We start from the raw sequence: 21,764 nt of genomic DNA on the forward strand, positions 1-21,764 counted from the left end.
ACGGCTATGGCAACATCGATGTAGCTTAAGGGATAAATGTTTTGTCAAAAGAAGTTTTGATTTAAAAATATGTTATTAGAAATGAATGTAAAACAGCGAACCATCAAAAACGAGGTTGAAATTTCGGGGGTAGGTCTTCATACAGGGAAAATTGTATCGATGACGATCAAGCCAGCTCCGGAAAATCACTGGTTTAAGTTCAGACGTGTAGATTTAGCGGGACAACCAGAAATTTTGGTTGATGCGGATAATGTGACGGATACCTCCAGAGGGACGACAATAACGCAGAATGGAGCAAGTGTGAGTACAATTGAACATTTGATGGCATCGTTAATTGGTTTACAAATCGATAATGTGCTGATTGATATTGATGGCCCTGAAATACCCATACTCGATGGTAGCTCAGCTATTTTTGTGAAGTTGCTGGAGGAAGCGGGATTTGAAGAACAAGATGCTGACCGGGATTATTATGAGATATCCAATAATATCCATTATGCAGAGCCAGATCGCAAAGTTGAAATACTGGGTATGCCGATGGACGGGTATCGTTTGACTTGTATGATCGATTTTAACTCGCCGGTGTTGGGAAGCCAACATGCCGCAATAACATCGATTGAGGACTTTAAATCAGAAATAGCCTCTTCACGTACGTTTTGTTTTTTACACGAATTGGAAATGTTGGTTGATCATGGCCTAATTAAAGGTGGTGATTTGAGTAATGCAATCGTTATTGTGGATAAGGAGACTTCTCCCGAGGAATTGCAGAAATTAGCGCATCTTTTTCATAAAGAAACCGTTGCAGTTGCTAAGGAAGGAATATTAAACAATAATCAATTGCGTTACCAAAATGAACCTGCTCGACATAAATTGTTGGACATGGTTGGAGATTTAGCACTTGTCGGAAGACCTTTGAAAGGGCATATTATGGCTGCACGACCAGGTCATGCAGCGAATGTGGCTTTTGCAAAAAAGATAAAGGAGCAGATCAAAAAAGATAAAACACGTAAAAAAATTAAAGTTTACGATCCCAATATGCCTGCATTATACGATACAGTAGAAATCATGAAGATTTTACCGCATCGTCAGCCCATGCTTATGGTCGATAAAATTCTTGAGTTGACGGAAACACATGTGGTGGGTTTGAAAAATGTTACCATGAACGAAGATCTATTTATGGGACATTTTCCTGGTGCGCCATTATTTCCCGGTGTTTTGCAGGTAGAGGCTATGGCACAGACAGGAGGAATTTTAGTGCTGAAGACGGTCCCTGATCCAGAGAATTGGTTGACCTTATTCCTTAAAATTGAAAATGCACGTTTTAAAGCGCAGGTAACTCCAGGGGATTCTGTTATTTTTAGATGCGACTTGATGGAGCCGATCCGAAGAGGTATCGCAAAAATGAAAGGTGTGGCTATGGTAGGAGAGAAAATTGTGTGCGAAGCGGAGCTTATGGCACAGATCGTAAGAGTAAATAACAACTAAAGTAGTATAGATGATACAGCCATTAGCTTATATTCATCCGGATGCAAAAATTGCTAAAAATGTGGTCATCGAGCCATTTGTAACCATTTATAAAGATGTCGTCATTGGCGAAGGCACTTGGATAGGATCAAATGTGACGATCATGGATGGAGCTCGAATTGGAAAAAACTGTAAAATATATCCCGGTGCAGTAATCTCTGGCGAACCTCAAGATTTAAAATTTGATGGTGAGATTACGACAGCCGAAATTGGAGACAATACAACCATTCGTGAGTGTGTAACAATCAATAGAGGAACTAAGGATAGGTATAGAACGGTCATTGGAAAAAATTGTTTGATCCAAGCGTATAGTCATGTTGCACATGATTGTGAAGTAGGTGATAATTGTGTTTTTTCGAACAACAGTACACTTGCTGGACATATTACAGTAGGCGATTATGTTGTACTTGCTGGGATGGTCGCTGTTCACCAATTTGTTAAAATTGGTTCGCATGCATTTGTTACCGGTGGTTCATTGGTACGTAAGGATATTCCACCTTTTGTTAAGGCCGCACGTGAACCGATTTCTTATGCGGGTATTAATTCTGTTGGATTGAGAAGAAGAGGATTTTCGGAAGAGCAAATTGCCGAGATTCAGAATCTTTATCGCATTCTTTTTGTTCAAAACAGAAATCTGGCTAAAGCAATAGAAATTATAGAAGCTGAATATCAGGCAACGGAAATCCGTGATGAAATTTTGGATTTTATTCGAAACTCAGGCCGGGGTATCATGAAAGGATTCAATAATAGAGCGATGTAGTCGCTTTGTCGATTCTAGTGAATTTGAAAATTACATTAAAAGATATTGGTAGGAGGTATAACAATGAATGGATTTTTAGGCATATAAACTATACCTTCGAGTCCGGCAAGAGTTATGCCATCCTTGGCCATAATGGTTCCGGAAAGTCCACTTTCTTAAAAGTGCTTTCAAGTAGTTTGACACCCTCAGCGGGTGAACTGATCTACACCGATGGAGACCAAGTCCTGGGTGTGGATACGATATATCAGCAGCTGTCTCTCGCAGCTCCTTATGTTGAACTGATCGAGGAATTTACCTTAAACGAGCTGATTGATTTTCATTTTAAATTTAAAAATTATCTTCCTTCTTTTGATAAAGCAACTGTTGTAAAGCTATTGGGATTGGAACTTGCGCTTGACAGAGAGATCCGTTTTTTTTCATCAGGTATGCGTCAACGTGTCAAGCTAGCGCTAGCTTGTTGTTCTGCATCTGCCTTGGTTTTGTTGGATGAGCCTACAAGTAATTTGGATAGTGCGGGTGAACAATGGTATCTTCGTTTAATTGAGCGTACAAAATTGGAGTCTAGATTGTTTATCGTCTGTTCGAACCAAAAAAAAGAGTATGAATTCTGCGATGAAAGTATTTCTATAGTCGATTTTAAGCCTTAGGGAGATCAACAATTTGTTGCTATCACATCGAAAATAGGCGAAAAGTTCTTGTCCTGTATTAAAAATAGCTACTTTCAATAAAACCGTCAAGACTGTATCATCATGAGCAGCTACAAAAGTGAACTGAAGGTTCTCTCCGGCCAATAAAAACAAACAGGTTCAGAAAAAAAGTAGCGAATGAAATTTTAATAACACAATTAGTTTTTGTACTTTTGACGACTCAATAATGAGATAACCGTTTAAAGTTCAATTCAAAGAATGGCTAAGGCATCAGAGGTAAAATCAGGAAATATCTTAAGATTTAACGGAGAATTAGTATCCGTAGAAGAATATATACACCGTACACCAGGTAATTTACGCGCGTTTTATCAAGCGAGAATGCGTAATGTTAAAACTGGTAAGTTAGTTGAATACCGTTTTAGAGTTGACGAATCTGTAGAAATAGCGCGTGTAGAAACTAGCGATTATCAGTATTTGTATGAGGATGGAGATTTCTTCGTGGTAATGGATAACAATACCTACGAGCAATTCAATATTCCTAAATTTTTGTTCGGTGATTCAGCTCGTTTCTTGAAAGAGGGAATGACTGTAATTATTGCTTTTGAAAGTGATGAGCCTATCATGGCAGAAGCTCCAAAAAGTGTTGAGTTGGAAATTACATATACTGAACCGGCTGTAAAAGGAGATACTTCTACAAATGCATTGAAAAAAGCAACTGTAGAGACTGGTGTTGAAATTATGGTGCCGTTGTTCATTAATCAAGGTGAGAAAGTAAGAGTTGATACGCAAACAGGTAATTATATCGAGCGCGTAAAATAATACAAAGATTTTAGGTTTAGGTTGATTATTCGGTCTTGTTAGCGCTCGCTACAAGGCCGTTTTTTTTTACAAAAGTTTCAACTGAGTTGAGCATACGGTTTTCGATTCAGAATAAGAATTTCTAATGGCTTTTGAAGATCAAATAAAAATTGAATTGGGAGGAATGCTATTTTTGATTAATCGTGGCATAAGTGGTAGACTTAAATGGGGATTTTGGTGAAGAAGGGAAATAAAATTTAAAAATAACTATTGTACAAATGAAATCGAAACAAGAATTACGGCTTGAGTATAAAACTAAGCGTTGTCAATTGTCTGTAGAGACAGAAACTACGCTCAATGAACGACTACTTTCGCAGTTTACAAAGCTTGATCTGTCGGAGGTCGAATTTTTGCATATTTTCATTCCCATAGGGAAATATCACGAACCCAATACATATTTAATAATCAACTATATTCAAGAATCTTTTCCACAGATAAAGATCGTCGTTTCGCGATCTAATTTTGAGGACTATTCGATGCAACATTTCATATTGGATGAGCATACCCTATTTGAGACGAACAACTGGGGTATTCCTGAGCCAGTATCCGGCATTAAGGTGAATTCATCGCTTATTGATATGATTATAGTTCCTTTGTTAATTTTTGATCTTTTGGGCTACAGAGTAGGTTACGGAAAAGGGTTTTACGACCGTTTTTTCGCGTCCTGTAAAGTTGATGTGCAGCGTGTTGGACTATCTTTTTTTGATCCAATTGATGTTATTGCGGATAAAAATGAATACGATGTCCAATTGACGCAGGCCATTACGCCAGATCATATTTATCATTTTTTTGATAAGTAGTTGGTTGATTTTGTCGCATGCTGATTTAATTAAAATTATTTTTTATTTTTATTGCGAAATTCAATGCCTGCGCCGATATGTTTCGATATCTTCTATTTTTTCTTTTCCTAGCAATCATACCTTGTCATGTGGTCTATGGGATGGATTTAATGGATTCCAATTCCTCGATAGAAGAGAAGAACTTTTACGAAACAATTATAAAAGAATCAGCGCAGTATCAATCCTCCAGTCTGTCGTTGAGTAAATATCTTGCACCATATTTTAGTCAGGCGGTACGAAAAAATGATAAGGCGCTTTTGGCAATCTATTATTGTTTACTGGCGGATCAGTCGTTTAATGATGAAGGTACAAGAAATAACTTTAGTGATAAATACTATTTAAAAGCGCTGGACCTTGAAGAAGGCTATAGCTACCAAAATGTACGCGTTTGGGTAAAAGTGATGTATGGCTTTTACCTATATCGATGCCTGAAAGCCTCTGAGGCATTACCTTTTATTTTGGAAGGGGAGAAAGGATTAGAAGATGTACCTAAAGAACTTGTTTTAGACCTAACTCAAACGTACAAGAAGCTTGGCTATTTTTTTGGAACCTTAGGTGATTATATTTCTGGAATTAAATATCTGGATTTAGGGCAACGACAAGAACAAATTTCGCCGAGATTGAAAGCTGAAATCTTAGACAATTTAGGTGTATTGACGCTGAAAAGTGGTGGTGATACCTTGCAGGCGATGAAAATTTTTGAATTGGCGCAGACGTTGGCACTTTCAGAAAATGACTCATTACGCTACGCGAAGATTTTAGGTAATCAGGCTGCTGTGTTCGAAGGGATGAAGGACTACCATAAAGCCTTATTGCTCCTCGATAAGGATCTTGAGATCTCAAGATCACTTGGTAATGATAGAAATACAATTTTCGCCTTAATGATGCGAATTCGTTTAGATATAGCGAATAAGGAAACGAAAGATGTCCGTCCTATGATTGCGGAAGCTGAATCGCTTTTGTCAGGCTCGGATGATAAGAAGACCATACTTGAACTGGAAATTCACAAGTTGAATTTGGCCATGCAAAGTAACGATATCGGTCGTGAGCTGAATGCACGAAGACGGATAGAACGCCTCCAAGACTCCCTACGCTTTTTAGATGGTGATCCAGTATTGACCCAGTTGAAGTTTATGGCCGATAAGCAAAAGTATGCCGATAAGTTATCGCTGGCGCAAGCTGTTATTAAGAAAAAGCAAGCTGAGAGACGATTATGGGTCATAATAAGTTTGTTGGTACTGGTGGTATTCTTTTTTATTTATAATGCGGTTCGATACCGTGCGAGAAAACGTATACGTGACTATGAATATCAGCTTCTTAATTTAAAATATACAAAAGCGGAATTGGACAGGGAACTGGTGAGCTCTAAAAGCCAGGTGGAAGAGTACGTCGCTTACCTTAAGCGGAATAATGAACAGATCAATGTGCTTTCTGCTATGCTTGAGGAAAAAGGGAATGTTGTTGAAAAAGATCGTGAGGAACTAAAAATATTGCTGCAGTCACATCTCATCACCGAAGAGAAATGGCAGGAATTTAAATTATTGATTGTAAAAGAATTTCCCAATTTACTGCAGGATATACAATCCAGATTTCGCGATATAACGGAATCCAATTTGAGGGTAATTGTACTTATGAAACTGGGGTTAAATAATAAGGAAGTAGCCAATGTATTGGGGGTCACTCCAGACGCCATAAAAAAATCTATGCAGCGCTTGAAAAAGAAGCTTGGAGATCAAGCTGGGGTGCTTATGGATTACATTTCCGACAAAGAGTTTGTTTAATGTCGATCATCGGTTGGCCGAGGGGCCTTTTGGATGCCAAGTTGAGATCGTATTGTGGTCGACTTCGACCTGTATGCAGGGTGAGTCTACAGTGAGTCCACGTTGAGTCTACCTTTTTAAGTGCTTTCATTGTGCTGGTACGTTTTTTACAAGTTGGGAGCAGGCAGAACATAAGGCAAATTTGGCTATAAGGTATTTGCAAAAAAGACCCTTGAAAATTGCAAGATTGAAAATCCTCGTTTGACTGCTATTTGTAAATCACTAAAAATCAAGCTGATGTTTGGTTTTCAGGCTTTCCCTTAGTAAATTGAAGTATGGGAGTCAATGATAATGGATTTATCAGGGGGCTGGTTGGTCCTCTCGTAAATAGAAAAGTTGGTGACAAAAATTATGTTCAGAGTAGGCCAAAACCTGTCAAACAAAAGGAAGATACAAAAAAAGCAGGGCGGGAGTTTGGAACGGTGAGCCGTGCCGGTGCACTGATTCGAACGTATCTTAGTGAAATCCATCAGCAGCTCCACGATGGGCAGATGGGCAATCGCCTTAATAGGCAGATCTACCGTGCGATAAAGACAAATCTTGATCGCGAAAAAGGCAGTCGAACACTGAGTAACTGTGTACTGGATCGCTTGGTAAATTTTCAATTCAATGAAATCTGTCCAACACAGGACTATCTTTTTATCGATCCTGCCATTTCACTGAGCAAAAAGAAAAAACTGAAGGTGTCTTTTCCGGAGTTTGATATGAAAAGAGCCATGATCCTTCCTAAAAGATGTAATGCCATTGTATTCAAATTTCAAGCATTCGCATTCAATTTTGATCAACTTAGATCTGTCGTCATTCAAGACACGGAATGGGAATATGATGTGAAGTATAAAGAGAACATCATACCGGAAAAATCCTTGTCCATAGCATGTGGCGATTTTGTAGGCAGTTCTATTTTTGTTGGCTTTACTATTTTGTATCTGGCGAAAGATCGTCGTCGGCCAAATATACTCAACGAGAAGGATTTTAATCCAGCTTCGATTCTAACTGCTTTTCAGCTTGAATGATGTGGTTGGAAGGATTCGAAAGAAGGGATGTCGAAGGACTCGTACTGCCAAAAATATGACCGTCTTAGTTTTTAAGACGGTCATATAACGTTAAGCTAAGTATTATGCTTTGTTGCCGCACAATAGGCTACTGTTTAATCCAAGGGATTTTCTTTTAGATTTTTTTCCCATGCCCAGGCAGAAGCCATCATTTCATCAATACCAAGTGCTGCTTTCCAATGCAACTGATTAGCTGATTTAGTAACGTCGCCATAAACCTTGATAATATCTCCATCACGACGTGGACCAAATTCGTAATTCAGTTTTTGTCCAGAAGCTTTCTCAAAGGCCTTGATCGCTTCAAGGACAGAATACCCGTTTCCTGTTCCCACATTAAAGACATCGTATTTTCCGTTGGGGTTGCCTTGTTCCAACAATCTGATTGCTGCAACGTGAGCTTTTGCTAAGTCAACAACATGGATGTAGTCGCGGATACAAGATCCATCCGGAGTGTCGTAATCAGAGCCAAATACCGTTAACTTTTCTCTTTTTCCAATGGCAGTTTGTGTGATAAATGGAAGCAGATTCTGAGGAACACCGTTTGGTAATTCACCGATCAAAGCCGACTCATGTGCACCTACTGGGTTGAAATAACGGAGTGCGATAATGTTGTAGTTATCATATGCAGCGGCAGTCTCCTGTAAAATTTCTTCCGCAATTTGTTTTGTGTTGCCATAAGGAGAGGTTGCCTTCTTCACGGGAGCACTTTCGTCTACAGGTAGGTAGTCTGGCTCACCATATACGGTACAGCTTGAAGAAAAGACAAAATTAATCGGCTTATTTTGATATGCTTCTAATAAGTTGATTAACGAGAAAAAATTGTTGTGGTAATATTTTAAGGGCTTCTGTACAGATTCACCTACAGCTTTAGAGGCCGCAAAATGGATAATGCCCGAGATATCGGTATTGTTTTTTACAAATTCATTCACGCGGTCTGTGTCACAAAGGTCAAACTGGTGAAATTCAGGTCTAACGCCGATGATCTTCTCAACCTGATCCAAAATTTTGATGTTTGAATTGGACAGATCATCCACGATGACAGGCACATATCCTGCTTGATGTAGTTCGACCACTGTGTGAGAACCGATATAACCTGTTCCTCCTGTGACTAATATTTTTTTGTTCATTATTGTTGATTATAGTAAGTAAAGTCTTTATGTGATAAGGTATCCAAAGGGATCTTTTTGTAAAATGCTATGGTTTTTTTCAATCCTGTTTTTCGATCTATTTGAGGTTCCCAGGCTAATTTAGATTTCGCCAGGCCAATATCCGGTTTCCGTTGTTTTGGATCATCAACCGGCAATGGTTCGTAGACGATTTTACTTGAGCTGTCTGTCAATTCGACAATTTCATGGGCCAATTGCAGCAAGCTGATTTCGTCCGGATTACCAATATTTATCGGTGTGACACATGCCGAATGCAGTAGGCGATAAATGCCTTCGATCTGATCGTCAATATAACAGAATGATCGTGTTTGCGAACCATCCCCAAAAATCGTGATGTCTTCACCACGTATCGCTTGTGCAATAAAGGTAGGAATAGCTCGGCCGTCATTGAGGCGCATTCTAGAACCAAAGGTGTTAAATATCCTGACAATACGGGTATCCAGACCATGTGCATTATGATAGGCCATTGTTATTGCCTCCTGGAAACGCTTCGCTTCATCGTATACACCGCGGGGTCCCACGGGATTTACGTTGCCCCAGTAGTCCTCGGATTGTGGCGAAACAAGTGGATCGCCATAAACCTCAGAGGTGGAGGCGACTAATATGCGTGCTTGTTTGGTGCGTGCAAGGCCTAAGAGATTATGTGTTCCCAAAGATCCGACTTTCAATGTTTGTATCGGAATTTTAAGATAATCAATGGGACTGGCTGGCGAAGCGAAATGCAAGATATAATCCAAGTGTCCGGGAACGTGGACAAATTTCGATACATCGTGATGATAGAAATCGAAATTTTCCAACTTAAATAGATGTGCTATATTCTGTAGATCTCCGGTAATCAGGTTGTCCATTCCAATGACATCGTAACCTTCCGCAATAAAGCGATCGCAAAGGTGAGAACCGAGGAAGCCAGCTGCTCCTGTTATCAAAATCCGTTTGCGATGTTTATTTTCCACTCAATGGTTCCGTTTAATGAAATGGGTTTAATATCTTTGACTAAGATAAACATTATTTTAAAAACATGCGTTTGCTTTATTCAATTGGAATCTTTCTTTATGGACTCTTACTGCGTATTTTGGCTCCTTTTCACGCCAAAGCCAAGCTTATGGTAGAGGGGCGAAAAGACTGGTATTCGAGGATGAAACAAACGGTTGATTCTTCCCAAAAACATATTTGGTTTCACTTTGCATCATTGGGCGAATTTGAGCAGGGAAGACCTGTCCTGGAAGCGGTGAAAAATAATTATTTGGATCATAAAATAATTGTAACATTTTACTCTCCCTCTGGCTACGAAATCAGAAAAAACACCGCTTTGGCCGATTATGTTTTTTATCTCCCCTATGATACTGCTCAGCATGCACGGCTTTTTCTCGACCTGATCAATCCAAGTTTCGCTGTGTTCACGAAATATGAATATTGGTATTATTTTTTTGAAGGCCTACATAAACGGGGCATTCCCTTGTTTCTGATCTCAGCAATATTTAGACCCGATCAGATCTTTTTTCAGGCTTATGGTACTTTTTTTCTGAAAATTTTAAGTTTTGTGACTTACTTCTTTGTGCAAAATGAAGAAAGTGTACGTCTTTTGAAAGAATATGGGATACGGAATGCTGGGTTAGCCGGAGATACACGTTTTGACCGCGTGGTAGACATTCCTAAAAATAGAAAAATGATTTCCGAGATCAGCCAATTTGTTGGTGAAAGTCCGACGCTTGTCGCAGGAAGTACCTGGCCGGAAGATGAACAGGCTCTACAGGAATTGCTTCAGGGTTATTCAGACTATAAGCTGATCTTGGCGCCACATGAAATCAATGAATCACATTTGGCGAGCATTTTTAACCTTTGGCCGAAGGCGCTCCGCTTTTCGGAGATGGCTAGCTACGATGCCGCATTAGTTGCCGATTCAAAGGTGCTGGTTATCGATAACATTGGTATGCTTTCGTCTTTGTATGGCTATGGCCAACTGGCTTATATTGGTGGTGGTTTTGGCGTAGGGATACATAACACACTCGAGGCTGCAACGTATGGCATACCGGTGCTATTTGGTCCAAATTTCAAGAAGTTTCAGGAGGCGAAAGAGCTCGTGCAAAATGGATCCGGTTTCGCCATTGGTAGTGCTAAAGAACTAAAGAAAGTCTTTGCTGTTCTACAAGATCAGGCTGTCCGTCAAGAGGCGGGAAAACTGGCCCGTGCGTATGTGCTGCAGAAGGCCGGAGCAACAGCAATTATAATGAAATACCTCAAAAGCAATTCCGTGAAAATATAAGCGGTAGCTGTACTGCCGCCGCCTATATTCTGCAGGTTACGCGTGGTTTCTTATTCTTGATGCTTGACTGCCTCCTAATAATAGTTATATCTTCTTACACCGGTAATGTGACGCGATAAGCGCATCACCTGATGGGAATATCCGTATTCATTGTCGTACCAGACATATAAAATAACATTCCTGCCATCTCCCGAAACGATCGTCGCTGGAGCATCCACGATTGCGGTGGCAGTGGAACCAATAATATCCGAAGAAACGAGTTCATGATCTTTAGAAAATTTAATCTGTTCGACCAGGTCACCCTGCAGAGATGCCTCTTTTAAAAGTGCATTGATTTCGTCGACCGTAGTTTTGGCTTTAATTTCGAGATTTAAAATTGCCAATGATCCGTTTGGCACGGGAACGCGAATGGCATTGGAGGTCAGTTTGCCCTTTAGCGATGGCAATACTTTTGAAACAGCAGCGCCCGCTCCAGTTTCTGTGATCACCATATTGAGCGCCGCAGCACGACCCCGTCTGGACTTTTTGTGCATATTGTCGACAAGATTCTGGTCGTTGGTATAGGAATGTATGGTTTCGATATGTCCTTTTTCAATGCCTATTTTATTTTCAAGCACCGCCAAAATAGGGGATATTGCATTCGTCGTACAGGAAGCAGCGGAAAAGATCGCATGCTTTTGCAAGTCAATATTATTTTCATTGACTGCATATACGATATTTGGAACACCTTTCCCCGGTGCTGTTAATAAAACTTGGGCGACACCCTTGGATTGCAGGTGACGACTTAGTTCTTGCTCATCTCGAAAAGCGCCCGTATTGTCGACGACCAAAGCATGCTGTATTCCATACTCGGTATAATCGATATCTTCTGGCTGTTTGGCTGAGATAAGGTGGACAGTGATACCATTGATAATAAGTGCCTGATTAGGAATGTCGGCCTGTATGTCGCCCTCGAATGCACCATGTATGGAATCTGTTTTTAATAGTGTCGCTCTTTTCAATATGGACTTGCTGTCATTGGCGTCCCGGGTTACAATGGCACGAAGGCGAAGCTGCTGTCCGGCACCGGCTTTATGCATAAGCTCTCGGGCGAGTAAACGGCCGATACGGCCAAATCCATAAAGAACAACATCGCGTGGTTTTAATTCCGCTTGTTGATTGATGTCCTTTAATTCATTTGTTATAAAACTCGGCAGGTCGTTGTTGTCAATTGCCTGTTTCTTGACCTGTAAGGTCAGTTTTCCGATATCGATACGTGCAGGAGATAGGGTGAGCTTTTCCAATTCCTGTGCCACCTGAAGAGTGTCAAAAATATCGAATGGCTCTTCGGTAAGGAGGACGCTTTCCTTGACCAGGTTAAGAATTGAACTCGATTTTACATCAATGAGTTGATTTCGAAAAAATACAAGTTCAATAGCGCGGTTATACCACAGGTTACTGACAATTTGAATTAAGCTTACGGCAGCGTTTTGTTGCTCTCTGTAACTTTTGATCTCTAAGTCAAAAGATGGCTTGTGTGACATAATAATGTTATAATAGATTATGTTGCAAACATAGCACAAAGAGCCAAAAAAAATAACCTATATTTTTATTTTCGTAATATTTAAAACATAAACACGGTTGTTATTATTGTTTTTGTAATTTTTATCTATTTTATTTATTAATCTTCTATAACAAATAGGTCGGACATGATATGATCGGCCATTAATTTACCTGCATCCGTTAAACGTAATTTACTTTCTTCCAAAACAAGATTGCCCTCTTCCAGAAATGGCTCTGCATCCTTCAATACGCGGTTTTTGATAGATTGCCCGAATTTACTTTCCAGCGCAATCAAATCGAGCCCCCACATGGTTCTCAGCGAAGTCATGATACTTTCGTTGATTTGGTCCAATGTTGAAAGCTCCTCAATTTGCAGGGGAAGTTGGTTTGAATTGATTGCGGTCATATATTTCGCGTTGTTGGAAACATTCCAGGCTCTGGAAATTCCATTGAACGAATGTGCCGAAGGGCCTATACCAAGATAATGTTTACCTTTCCAATAATTTGTATTGTGACGCGCATAAAGGCCATTTTTTGCAAAATTGGAAATTTCATATTGTTCATATCCCGCAGCTTTCAATGTATGGATAAGGAGACTCATCTGATCTGCGGCCTGATCCGAATCAATTGCTGGACTTAAGCCTTTTTTAATGAAGTGATCCAATGCTGTCTTATTTTCTACAGTCATGGAATACGAAGAAATATGGGGAATTTCAAAGTCAATCAGCTGTTGCATATTGTGGCGCCATTTCTCGTCAGTCAGTAACGGATAGCCATAAATAAGATCACAGGTAATATTTTCAAAGCCCGCATCTTGCACCCGCATAATTGAAGCCAGTGCTTCTTGTTGATTATGTGCTCTGTTCATCCATTTAAGATCCTCTTCAAAGAAAGACTGTATGCCTATGCTGAATCGATTGATTACTGTATTCCGTAGACTGTTTACTTTGACGGCATTTAAATCGTCGGGATTAGCTTCCAGTGTAATTTCAGCATGATTTGCGATGTCAAAATGCTTCCCTATCGTATCGATGATCTGGGCGATCTCATCCGCTTCCAGTAAGGAAGGGGTACCGCCACCAAAATAGATCGATTCGACCTTTTTGTCTTCCAAATAGGATGCCCTGAGTTCAATTTCCCGTCGTATGGCATTGATCATCTCACTTTTGTATTGTAGTGAAGTGCTAAAATGGAAGTCACAATAATGACAAGCCTGTTTACAGAAGGGAATATGGACATAAATCATGGGGACAAATATACCAAGACCTGACCAAATCGCTCCTTATTTTTTATTCTTTCGAGTATGCATACCTGAAATCTTTTCTAGACTTATGCCTAGATGCAAGAGGAATTTATAGGTTTAACTATTTCCGGTAGCCACTAGCCGAATAAATTCCGGGTAAGATAGCTGTTGGACTTTTCCGCAGTTCATTAAAGGATTTAAAAAGAAAGTGCAATAGGATGGAAGAATCATCCACAAGAAGGTTGACAACGAGCTGGTTATTCGTTATCTTGTTGTCGATATTTTTGTAGAAGTACCAATATAACACCTCATGTCTGATGAAGGAAAGTGAATTCAAGAGTTTCTTTCTAAAAAATTGTGGGTATCAGCCTCGTGTAAATTATTTCATGGGAGCCGATCAAATAGATTAGAAAACGAATTATTTTCTTCTAATAAAAGTAAAATGTATGAAAACCTCCCGTCGAGACTTTCTAAAAAACGTTGCCGGTGTTTCCGGCCTCTTCCTGTTTTCAAACCATGGATATGCGTTTGGGGCTATTCCTAAAGACTCTTTTAATAATCAGGACTCTTTTATCGATCGGTTGTTACCGGCACCAAAAGGCGGCGGATTTGCGATGAAAGATTATTGGATTTGGGATCCTTCGGTTATAAAAGGAGAGGATGGACGATATCATATGTTTGCTTCGCGTTGGAGCAAACAATATGGTTTTGGTAATTGGGTCACAAACTCAGAAGTCGTCAGGGCTATTTCAGATACCCCTGAAGGGCCATACGAATTTGTTGAAGTTGTTTTGCCCGCTCGGGGGAAGCAATATTTTGATGGTTGTACAACACACAATCCGCGCATTGTAAAAAGCGGTGACTATTATGTACTTTATTACTTTGGCAATAATTATGATGAGCCAACTCCTGCTTTTACAGAAAATGTATGGGAGTCGGGCCTAGGCCAGAAAGCCTGGATGCATAAACGTATTGGGATGGCCTATTCCAGATCAATTGCAGGGCCATGGAAACGAGTTGATCAACCGATTCTGAATCCGCGGAAAGGAGAATGGGATGCCTCCATTACGTCAAACCCTTCGCCAGTTGTCTTACCGAACGGAAAGGTTTATTTAGTGTATAAATCTTCCCCACTAAATTATAATCCGCCACTTCTATTGGGAGCTGCACAAGCAGATTCTTTTCTCGGACCTTATCGCCGTTTGTCGGAAAAACCCATTTTTTCATTCCATACGGACCAAAACCATGAAAATGATGTAGAAGATCCATTTGTGTGGCATAATGGTCAGCAGTTTGAACTTATTATGAAGGACCGTTACGGAAAGATCTGCGGTGAAGAGGGGGGCGGGATACACGCTTATTCCAAAGATGGTATAGATTGGCATCTTTCAAAGTCTGTAAAAGCTTATTCTAAAACAATTCAATGGGATGATGGCACAACGAGTCATCAGGCGAATTTTGAACGACCGTTTTTATTATTTGAAAATGGGAAACCTACGCATTTGTTTGCTGCTACGGGAGATGGTTCGGCGCCCTATCAATTTGAACGCACATGGAATATGGTTATTCCTCTTAAGAGTACTTGATTCAGGTGAGGTGATTAGCAAAAAAAGCTTCCAAACCAGGTATATGTGAAGTGGTTTGGAAGCTTTTTTTACCCCGATCTGTTCAGATAATGGGAATCTACGAGTTATTTGCTAAAACTGTTGTTTGCCGATTCTACATCCGCTAAGCGTAGTGAAGGATCAATAGTTACCGCTTTTGGTGTTTTCGACACATGGATAGTATAGTCGGGTTTGGTCCAAAACCAATCCTCAAGCACGGTCCTTTTAACACCTTTGTATATGTCAAAATGTTCTTCGGGTTTTTCTCCCCGCATTTCACGCAAAGGAATATAAAATAGTTCTTTACTTCCATCTGTGTATTCTACCAGAACATCCAGTGGCATGGCAAAATTTGACTTATTAGCCAATAAAATGTCGGTGTCTGTTACTTTTTCGATGGCGTAATCAATTTGACGTGTTGTATGGATAAACAGATTGAAATACCATTTTAAGTTTATACCGGAAACCTCTTCAGCAACGCGTTTAAAATCATTTGGTGTCGGATGTTTAAATTTCCAGATGTCATAAAATTTCAGGAAGGTTTTTTCCAAATTTTCCTGACCAATAATATACCCCAACTGTTCTGCAAGCACGGCACCTTTGTTGTATGCTTCGTTGCTGTAGCCGTAGTTGGTGTTATAATAATCTGCCAGTAAGCTCATCGGTTCTTCTTTACCTGAAAGAGCCAATTTATAGTAGCCACGGTAGGCGGCAATTTGTGGGTTGGAGGCAATAGCACCTCTTTTTTCAAAGATATCTTGCATGGCCAACTCTTCGACATAGGAGGTGAAACCTTCATCAAACCATTCATCTACGGTTTCATTGATCCCAAACAATTGTTGGTACCAGGAGTGTGCCGATTCATGGAATATGACACCAACAAGACTTTTTAGATTGCGGCCGCCTGTGATCAGAGTAGCTGTGCCATACTCCATACCACCATCGCCACCCTGAATGATGGTATAAGTTGGCCATGGATATTTACCAAACTTCGCACTACAGAAGTCAAAGAATTCGGTAGAAAGGCCTATTGCCGTTTTCCAATTTGAAATAACTTCTTTGTCAGTTGGCAAGAATACGGTATATACTTTTATACCATTTTTACTTGAAGCGGAATCCACAACAAATTTGGGGTCTGCGGCCCAGACAAAATCATGGATATTTTGGGCTCTATAGTGCCAGGTCGCTTTATTGTCGATGGCTTTTACTTTCGCTTTCTGTTGATAACCTTTGACCTCTGATGGGTTTTGAAGAACACCTGAGGCACCAACAACATAATTTTTATTGAGGTGTATGGTGACGTCAAAATTGCCAAAAGGAGCAATAAATTCACGACCTGTATATTCATCCAAATGCCAGCCGAATTCATCGAATTGGGCCATCTTCGGATACCATTGCGCCATAGATAATGCTACACCTTCGGCAGAATTCCGGCCAGTTCTTCTGATTTGTTCCGGAACTTGTGCGGTCCACTCCATATCAAAACGTGCTGTTTCGCCATCTTGGATAGGAGTTGGTAAAGCGACCTCCAAGATCGTTCCGTCAATTTTAAATGATGCGTTAGCCCCATTCATTGTTAAGCTTTTGATTTTTTGATGACCAATTTGATTGGTCTTAAGCTCTCCAATGCGGCTTTGATATACCGGCTTTTCTTTTGTGCCAAGGTTGGTCACCATGCGCTTGTCTGGATCACTGATGTTTTTTAAGCGGTAATCCATCATCGATCCTGGTTGAAAAGCATTGAAATATAAATGGAAATATACTTTTTTAAGTGATTGCCCTGAATTATTGCTGTACTTCAAGGTCATTTTTCCATCGTACTGATATGCTTTTTCATCCACGTTGACATCCATATGGTAGTCAACTTTCTGTTGCCAGAATCCTTTTCTTTGGGCCTTCGCTACTGCCCCCCAAATATTCAATACACATGCAAGTGTAAAAAAGGATATTATTTTGATTTTCATGCCCCAAACTTACAAAATTGTCTCAATAAATGGCACTTAAACGAATGTAACGAAGTTAATGTCATCAAATCTTGACGAAAGTTAACTGTTCTTTAGGAATTGGCTTGGTTTTGGTTAGGGAATTTAACTGTTAAGTTAAAAATCAATTTTACTGTTTTTATGGAAAATCTATATTATAAGCCCTCGGGAAAGGCTCCTGCTTTGGCATTTATCGGATCTCTTGTGCTAGGAACAATCAGTGCTGTTGTATTGGCAATTGTTTACATCGCTTTGCAGTGGTTTATCCCTATTATTTATTTTAATGTATTTATTACATTGGGATTTGGTGCTGGAATATTCTATGTGCTGAATTTCTGTTTCAAAAAATGGAAATTAAGAAATAAGGGCATTGCACTATTGATTACTTTGCTAGTCGCGCTTTTAGCCTTTTATGCGCAATGGGCTCTTTTCGTTTCGCTGATGTACAATGCGGAGGGAACCATGGGCGGAGATACCTGGGTAAAATCATCTTTCAATCTGGAAGGGTTCAAAGCCTTTTTCTTACACCCTTCATTTATTTGGGAAGCGATGCAAGGTTTAAACGAAGTCGGTACCTTTACCTTGAAAAAGAGCCCGGTTTCGGGTGGTATGTTGTGGGCCGTTTGGGCGATTGAGATGGGTATTATTCTGATTACGCCGCTTATTATGGCTTTCCGCGGTATTACTATTTATCCTTTTTCTGAAAAAGACGAAGTATGGATGAATAAGCGGACATTGCCCGGAAGGTTGAAATTCGTGGCGGATAAAGATGCCGTAGTAAGCTCCTTGGGGAATCATGATTTTGCCTATGTGTATGATCATCTTTCAGATGAAGAAGAGCATTTCTCTTTTGCTACGGCCGAATTATATGAATCTGAAACGGACGACCATCAGTATCTGACCATCTATAATCATCAATTTACCGAAAAGAAAGGCAAGATGGAAGAGAAGAAGGATGAGGTTATCGAATTCTTGCGGATCAATAGAAATAGTCTATAAACGAAATATACTGCCGAGTTGAGTTGCTCCTTATCATGCATTGGCAGCTCAAATTCGATGGTATCGTTTGGTTCTCTAAAAAAAGATCCCAGGAATGTTTATTCTGGGATCTTTTTTTTAAGGTTATTGTACCAAAGTTCCGCCCTTTGATTTCCATTCATTGATGGAAGGACTGTAAATTTTGACGTCCTTAATACTGTTTTTTGCTAATATGGATGCTGCTATTGTTGCGCGGTCTCCAGACTGACAGTGCAGGTACGGCTGTTTGTTTTGGTCAATTTTGTGGAGATTGTCTGCAATTGTACCGACAAAGATATGAGTCGCATGGGGTAAATGCCCCTCTGCAAACTCACTAGAATTGCGTACATCAAGTATTTGGATATCGGATCTGCCCAATACACTATTCATCTCTTCGAAACCGATGAGTTGCTGGTGCTCCAATTCAATTCCCAAATGAGGGATCGTATCTGGCGTAATATATCCAGCGACTTGATCCAATCCAATGCGCATAAGCTTGCGGGCAATGTCGTCCAATTGACTTTCCGCTACAATGAGTATAAACGGATCTGTGTAATTAAGGATCCAGCCAGCCCAGGTATTAAATGTTTTGTTGTTCTGAATATTGATGCTATTGGGGAGATACCCTTTGGCAAAGTCAAACTTGTAGCGTGTATCAATGACGGTTGTTCCTTGGTGGTATAAATCCAGAAAAGTTTCGTTTGATAACTTGTTATACTGAGGAACTGCCGTTTGCAATGGCCGCGCTATTTTGTTGAGTTTTTTCATCGTGGCAAAATAGCGTGGCGGTTCGGGCTGTCCTGATAATAGTTCTTCCACGAAGGCTGTTTCGTTGTTTTGGTATTGAAGTGCCCAGTTGCGTATTTTTTCATAACCAACCGTTGAACTCGGAACTGCACCCAGCGCCTTTCCACAAGCGGATCCGGCCCCATGCGCGGGCCATACCTGAATATGATCAGGTAGCGTCAGGAAATGTTGTAACGATCGGTACATTTGGTGGGCCCCAATTTCCTTGGTTCCGACCATTCCCGCTGCATTTTCCAACAGATCTGGGCGTCCGATATCGCCAACAAACACAAAATCACCTGTAAATAGCATGACCGGCTCCATGGTTGCAGGCGTATCAATCAATACAAAACTGATACTCTCGGGCGTATGTCCGGGTGTATGGATAACCTGGAAAATCAGATTTCCAACGTGAAATTGATCGCCATGTTTTAATCCAATATGTGGGAATTCATAGTGCCAATCTTCTCCACCTTCATCGGATAGATAAGGTTGGGCGTCTGTCAATGCGGCTAACTCTAGCGTACCTGAAAGGTAGTCGGCATGGATATGTGTTTCCGCAATATGCGTTATGGTCAGATTATTCTTTTGTGCAATCTCAAGATAGCTGTCTACATCTCTTTTAGGGTCAATGACAATAGCGACACCCTTGGCTTGACAACCAATGATATAACTTGAATGTGCTAAAGATGACTCAAAAATGTGTTGAAAAAACATAGCGTGTGATTTTAATGATTTACAAATTGAATGAATTCGAAAGCAAAGATTAGGATGCCAATACTAATTAAAAAGTACCCAAAAATACCTTTCAATTTTGCTGCATCTAATTTGTCTTTCCATTTGGAACCAATTTGGAGGCCTATTAAAGTGATTAACGTAAAGGTAACCAATATAAACCAATTCATATGTTCCAGGAACTGATAATTCGCGATCAAACCGAATGAAGCGTTTAAACCGATGATAAACAACGAAGTGGCAATGGCCTGTTTAAGTGGGATTCCTAAGAGCAAAACGAGGGCAGGTACAATGATAAAGCCTCCTCCCGCGCCCACCAAGCCAGTCATGATACCGACGAGCAATCCGACGAGGACAACGTTGAAAATCTGACCAATTCCGCTTCTGAATTGATCGTGCTGAACCTGTTTACGTTTTCGCACCATTGCTGTTGCAGAAATCAGAATCACCATCGAGAAAAGTAACATGATGATATGGTTTCTGGAAACCGCTATTTCGCCCAGGTGAAATGACTCTGGTATGGCTACAAGCAGATAACGCTTGGTCAGAAAGACAGAAATTAGCGATGGAAAGAGAAAAATGGCCGTAGTTTTCAGATCAATTTCTCTTTTTTTCAACGGAGAAATTGATCCGACCAAGGCTAATATTCCTATAGAAAACAGCGAATAGTCCAATGCATATTGAGGTTCTATATGAAAAATATAAACAAAGACGGGCAATGTTAGAATACTTCCGCCGCTACCCATCAAGCCCATTGATAGCCCGACCAGAACAGCTAATATAAAACCAGCTATAAATATTAATTCCATGTTCTCTTTCTAAAATTTAAACTCCAGGTACAGGCCTCAGATTTCGGATATATGAGGTAGTTTCATAACAAAGTCTGTTCAACTTAATGCGGCAACTTATTGCGCAACAGCCCATAAAGCCAAGTACCTAACAAAGCAAAAAGAAGGACGATTCCAATAGTCCAATAACCGGCACCGATTAGGGCAAACATGGGGCCCGGACACGCACCTGTCAATGCCCATCCCAAGCCAAAGATTGTTCCTCCGACCAGGTATCGTGTAATACTTTTGTCTTTGTCATAGAATGCTATTTGCATCCCGTTACTATCTTTGATTCGCTTTCTCTTGATGATCTGTACGATTATAATTGCTGTGGTCAGTGCTGTACCGATGATGCCATACATATGAAAGGAACGAAATTGAAACATTTCGTAGATTCTATACCATGACGCGGCCTCCGATTTGTATAAGATGATTCCAAACAATATACCGATGAAAATAAATTTTAGTGCTTTCATTTATGCGAAAATTAGTGGGAATAAAAAATGAACCATGATGATCCCGCCTAGGAAGAAACCTATAACGGCAATCAAAGAAGGAAGCTGAAAATTGCTAAGTCCAGAAATAGCATGGCCTGATGAACATCCACCAGCATAGCGTGTTCCAAATCCAATCAATACACCGCCAATACTTAAAATTAGAAACTGAAACAAAGATCCGTCGAAAACAAATATGGATTCAGGAAGGTAGCCTTGTAGTTGGTCGATAATACCCAGCTCTTTTAGATCGGCAACACTTTTGGGATTAATCTGGCTTGCAGTGCCATCGCTCAGAAAATGATGTGCAATAAAACCGCCAATGGCTGTCCCGAGTACCACCAATAAATTCCATGATTGGGTCTTCCAATCGAATCTGAAAAAAGAGGAAGTTTTTCCGGCACCTAATACAGTACACATGGTACGTAGGTTATTGGACATGCCAAAATCCTTCCCCTGTTTGAGCAGCAGGTACATGACCAGCGCAATTAAAGGTCCTGAAATATACCAGGGCCACGGTTGTTTAATGTATTCCAATAGCATAACAATGTTCTTAAGTGATGTTACAAAGGTACATACTGCCTTTGCAAAAGCCTGTAACAAAT

The 21,764-nt window shown here is 40.2% G+C and carries 19 protein-coding genes; 10 read left to right on the forward strand and 9 right to left on the reverse strand.

The genetic code is table 11. The annotated features are described in order from the left end of the window. The first annotated feature begins 81 nt into the window (after positions 1–81). The 7 genes from B4Z47_RS11320 to B4Z47_RS11350 all read left to right on the forward strand — a co-directional run bounded on the left by B4Z47_RS11320 (position 82) and on the right by B4Z47_RS11350 (position 7,458). The gene (locus B4Z47_RS11320) at positions 82–1,482 is read left to right on the forward strand and encodes a bifunctional UDP-3-O-[3-hydroxymyristoyl] N-acetylglucosamine deacetylase/3-hydroxyacyl-ACP dehydratase (RefSeq protein WP_175441947.1); all 1,401 of its coding nucleotides are present in this window, start codon (positions 82–84) and stop codon (positions 1,480–1,482) included. 10 nt (positions 1,483–1,492) lie between these two features. Beyond that, positions 1,493–2,281, forward strand: a complete 789-nt coding sequence (gene lpxA, locus B4Z47_RS11325; protein ID WP_070561692.1) for an acyl-ACP--UDP-N-acetylglucosamine O-acyltransferase — start codon at positions 1,493–1,495, stop codon at positions 2,279–2,281. Positions 2,282–2,298: 17 nt separating this feature from the next. Next, positions 2,299–2,928: an ABC transporter ATP-binding protein gene (locus tag B4Z47_RS11330; protein ID WP_312128732.1), complete on the forward strand. Its 630-nt coding sequence runs from the start codon at positions 2,299–2,301 to the stop codon at positions 2,926–2,928. A gap of 258 nt (positions 2,929–3,186) precedes the next feature. Further along, positions 3,187–3,747 carry an elongation factor P gene (gene efp / locus B4Z47_RS11335; RefSeq protein WP_046674772.1) on the forward strand — a complete coding sequence of 187 codons (561 nt, stop codon included), beginning with the start codon at positions 3,187–3,189 and terminating at the stop codon, positions 3,745–3,747. A 257-nt stretch (positions 3,748–4,004) separates the two neighbouring features. Then, the gene (locus B4Z47_RS11340; protein ID WP_070561690.1) at positions 4,005–4,586 is read left to right on the forward strand and encodes a 5-formyltetrahydrofolate cyclo-ligase; all 582 of its coding nucleotides are present in this window, start codon (positions 4,005–4,007) and stop codon (positions 4,584–4,586) included. 77 nt (positions 4,587–4,663) lie between these two features. After that, on the forward strand, positions 4,664–6,406 hold the full coding sequence (locus B4Z47_RS11345; RefSeq protein WP_286727359.1) for a helix-turn-helix transcriptional regulator: 1,743 nt from the start codon (positions 4,664–4,666) through the stop codon (positions 6,404–6,406). Positions 6,407–6,720: 314 nt separating this feature from the next. Beyond that, positions 6,721–7,458, forward strand: a complete 738-nt coding sequence (locus B4Z47_RS11350) for a hypothetical protein (protein ID WP_115046965.1) — start codon at positions 6,721–6,723, stop codon at positions 7,456–7,458. 134 nt (positions 7,459–7,592) lie between these two features. On the opposite strand, the gene galE is transcribed toward B4Z47_RS11350, so the two are convergent. Next, a complete protein-coding gene (galE, locus tag B4Z47_RS11355) occupies positions 7,593–8,624 on the reverse strand; it encodes a UDP-glucose 4-epimerase GalE (protein WP_046674775.1) in 1,032 nt (343 codons plus the stop codon). Beyond that, positions 8,624–9,616 (reverse strand): UDP-glucuronic acid decarboxylase family protein, encoded by a 993-nt coding sequence (locus tag B4Z47_RS11360; RefSeq protein WP_286727360.1) that lies wholly within the window; start codon positions 9,614–9,616, stop codon positions 8,624–8,626. The genes galE and B4Z47_RS11360 overlap by 1 nt, the downstream gene beginning before the upstream one ends. A gap of 65 nt (positions 9,617–9,681) precedes the next feature. Between B4Z47_RS11360 and B4Z47_RS11365 the strand changes: the two genes are divergently transcribed. Beyond that, positions 9,682–10,926, forward strand: a complete 1,245-nt coding sequence (locus tag B4Z47_RS11365) for a 3-deoxy-D-manno-octulosonic acid transferase (protein ID WP_112373973.1) — start codon at positions 9,682–9,684, stop codon at positions 10,924–10,926. Positions 10,927–11,000: 74 nt separating this feature from the next. Here the strand turns inward: B4Z47_RS11365 and B4Z47_RS11370 are convergent, their stop codons facing one another. Both B4Z47_RS11370 and hemW read right to left on the reverse strand, forming a co-directional pair. Further along, entirely contained in the window at positions 11,001–12,449 is a 1,449-nt protein-coding gene (locus B4Z47_RS11370) for a glyceraldehyde-3-phosphate dehydrogenase (RefSeq protein ID WP_286727361.1), read from the reverse strand. Between the two features lie 137 nt (positions 12,450–12,586). Further along, the gene (hemW, locus tag B4Z47_RS11375; RefSeq protein WP_286727362.1) at positions 12,587–13,714 is read right to left on the reverse strand and encodes a radical SAM family heme chaperone HemW; all 1,128 of its coding nucleotides are present in this window, start codon (positions 13,712–13,714) and stop codon (positions 12,587–12,589) included. A 443-nt stretch (positions 13,715–14,157) separates the two neighbouring features. On the opposite strand from hemW, the gene B4Z47_RS11380 reads away from it, so the two are divergent. Next, positions 14,158–15,297, forward strand: a complete 1,140-nt coding sequence (locus B4Z47_RS11380) for a glycoside hydrolase family protein (RefSeq protein WP_201303455.1) — start codon at positions 14,158–14,160, stop codon at positions 15,295–15,297. A gap of 104 nt (positions 15,298–15,401) precedes the next feature. Here B4Z47_RS11380 and B4Z47_RS11385 read toward each other — a convergent pair whose 3' ends face one another. Further along, the gene (locus tag B4Z47_RS11385; protein WP_286727363.1) at positions 15,402–17,279 is read right to left on the reverse strand and encodes a M1 family metallopeptidase; all 1,878 of its coding nucleotides are present in this window, start codon (positions 17,277–17,279) and stop codon (positions 15,402–15,404) included. Positions 17,280–17,438: 159 nt separating this feature from the next. Here B4Z47_RS11385 and B4Z47_RS11390 point away from each other — a divergent pair, with 159 nt between their 5' ends. Continuing rightward, complete coding sequence (locus B4Z47_RS11390; protein ID WP_112373969.1) at positions 17,439–18,296, forward strand: hypothetical protein; 858 nt, start codon at positions 17,439–17,441, stop codon at positions 18,294–18,296. A 123-nt stretch (positions 18,297–18,419) separates the two neighbouring features. Here the strand turns inward: B4Z47_RS11390 and B4Z47_RS11395 are convergent, their stop codons facing one another. The 4 genes from B4Z47_RS11395 to B4Z47_RS11410 all read right to left on the reverse strand — a co-directional run bounded on the left by B4Z47_RS11395 (position 18,420) and on the right by B4Z47_RS11410 (position 21,702). Beyond that, positions 18,420–19,817 (reverse strand): MBL fold metallo-hydrolase, encoded by a 1,398-nt coding sequence (locus tag B4Z47_RS11395; RefSeq protein ID WP_112373968.1) that lies wholly within the window; start codon positions 19,815–19,817, stop codon positions 18,420–18,422. 11 nt (positions 19,818–19,828) lie between these two features. Further along, a complete protein-coding gene (locus tag B4Z47_RS11400) occupies positions 19,829–20,644 on the reverse strand; it encodes a sulfite exporter TauE/SafE family protein (protein ID WP_112373967.1) in 816 nt (271 codons plus the stop codon). Positions 20,645–20,727: 83 nt separating this feature from the next. After that, a complete protein-coding gene (locus B4Z47_RS11405; RefSeq protein WP_070561666.1) occupies positions 20,728–21,141 on the reverse strand; it encodes a DUF6691 family protein in 414 nt (137 codons plus the stop codon). Beyond that, a complete protein-coding gene (locus B4Z47_RS11410; RefSeq protein ID WP_197084072.1) occupies positions 21,142–21,702 on the reverse strand; it encodes a YeeE/YedE family protein in 561 nt (186 codons plus the stop codon). It lies immediately after the preceding gene. Between the last annotated feature and the right edge of the window lie 62 nt (positions 21,703–21,764).

The organism is Sphingobacterium sp. UBA2610, assembly GCF_002339225.1.
Taxonomy (GTDB): Bacteria; Bacteroidota; Bacteroidia; order Sphingobacteriales; family Sphingobacteriaceae; genus Sphingobacterium; species Sphingobacterium multivorum.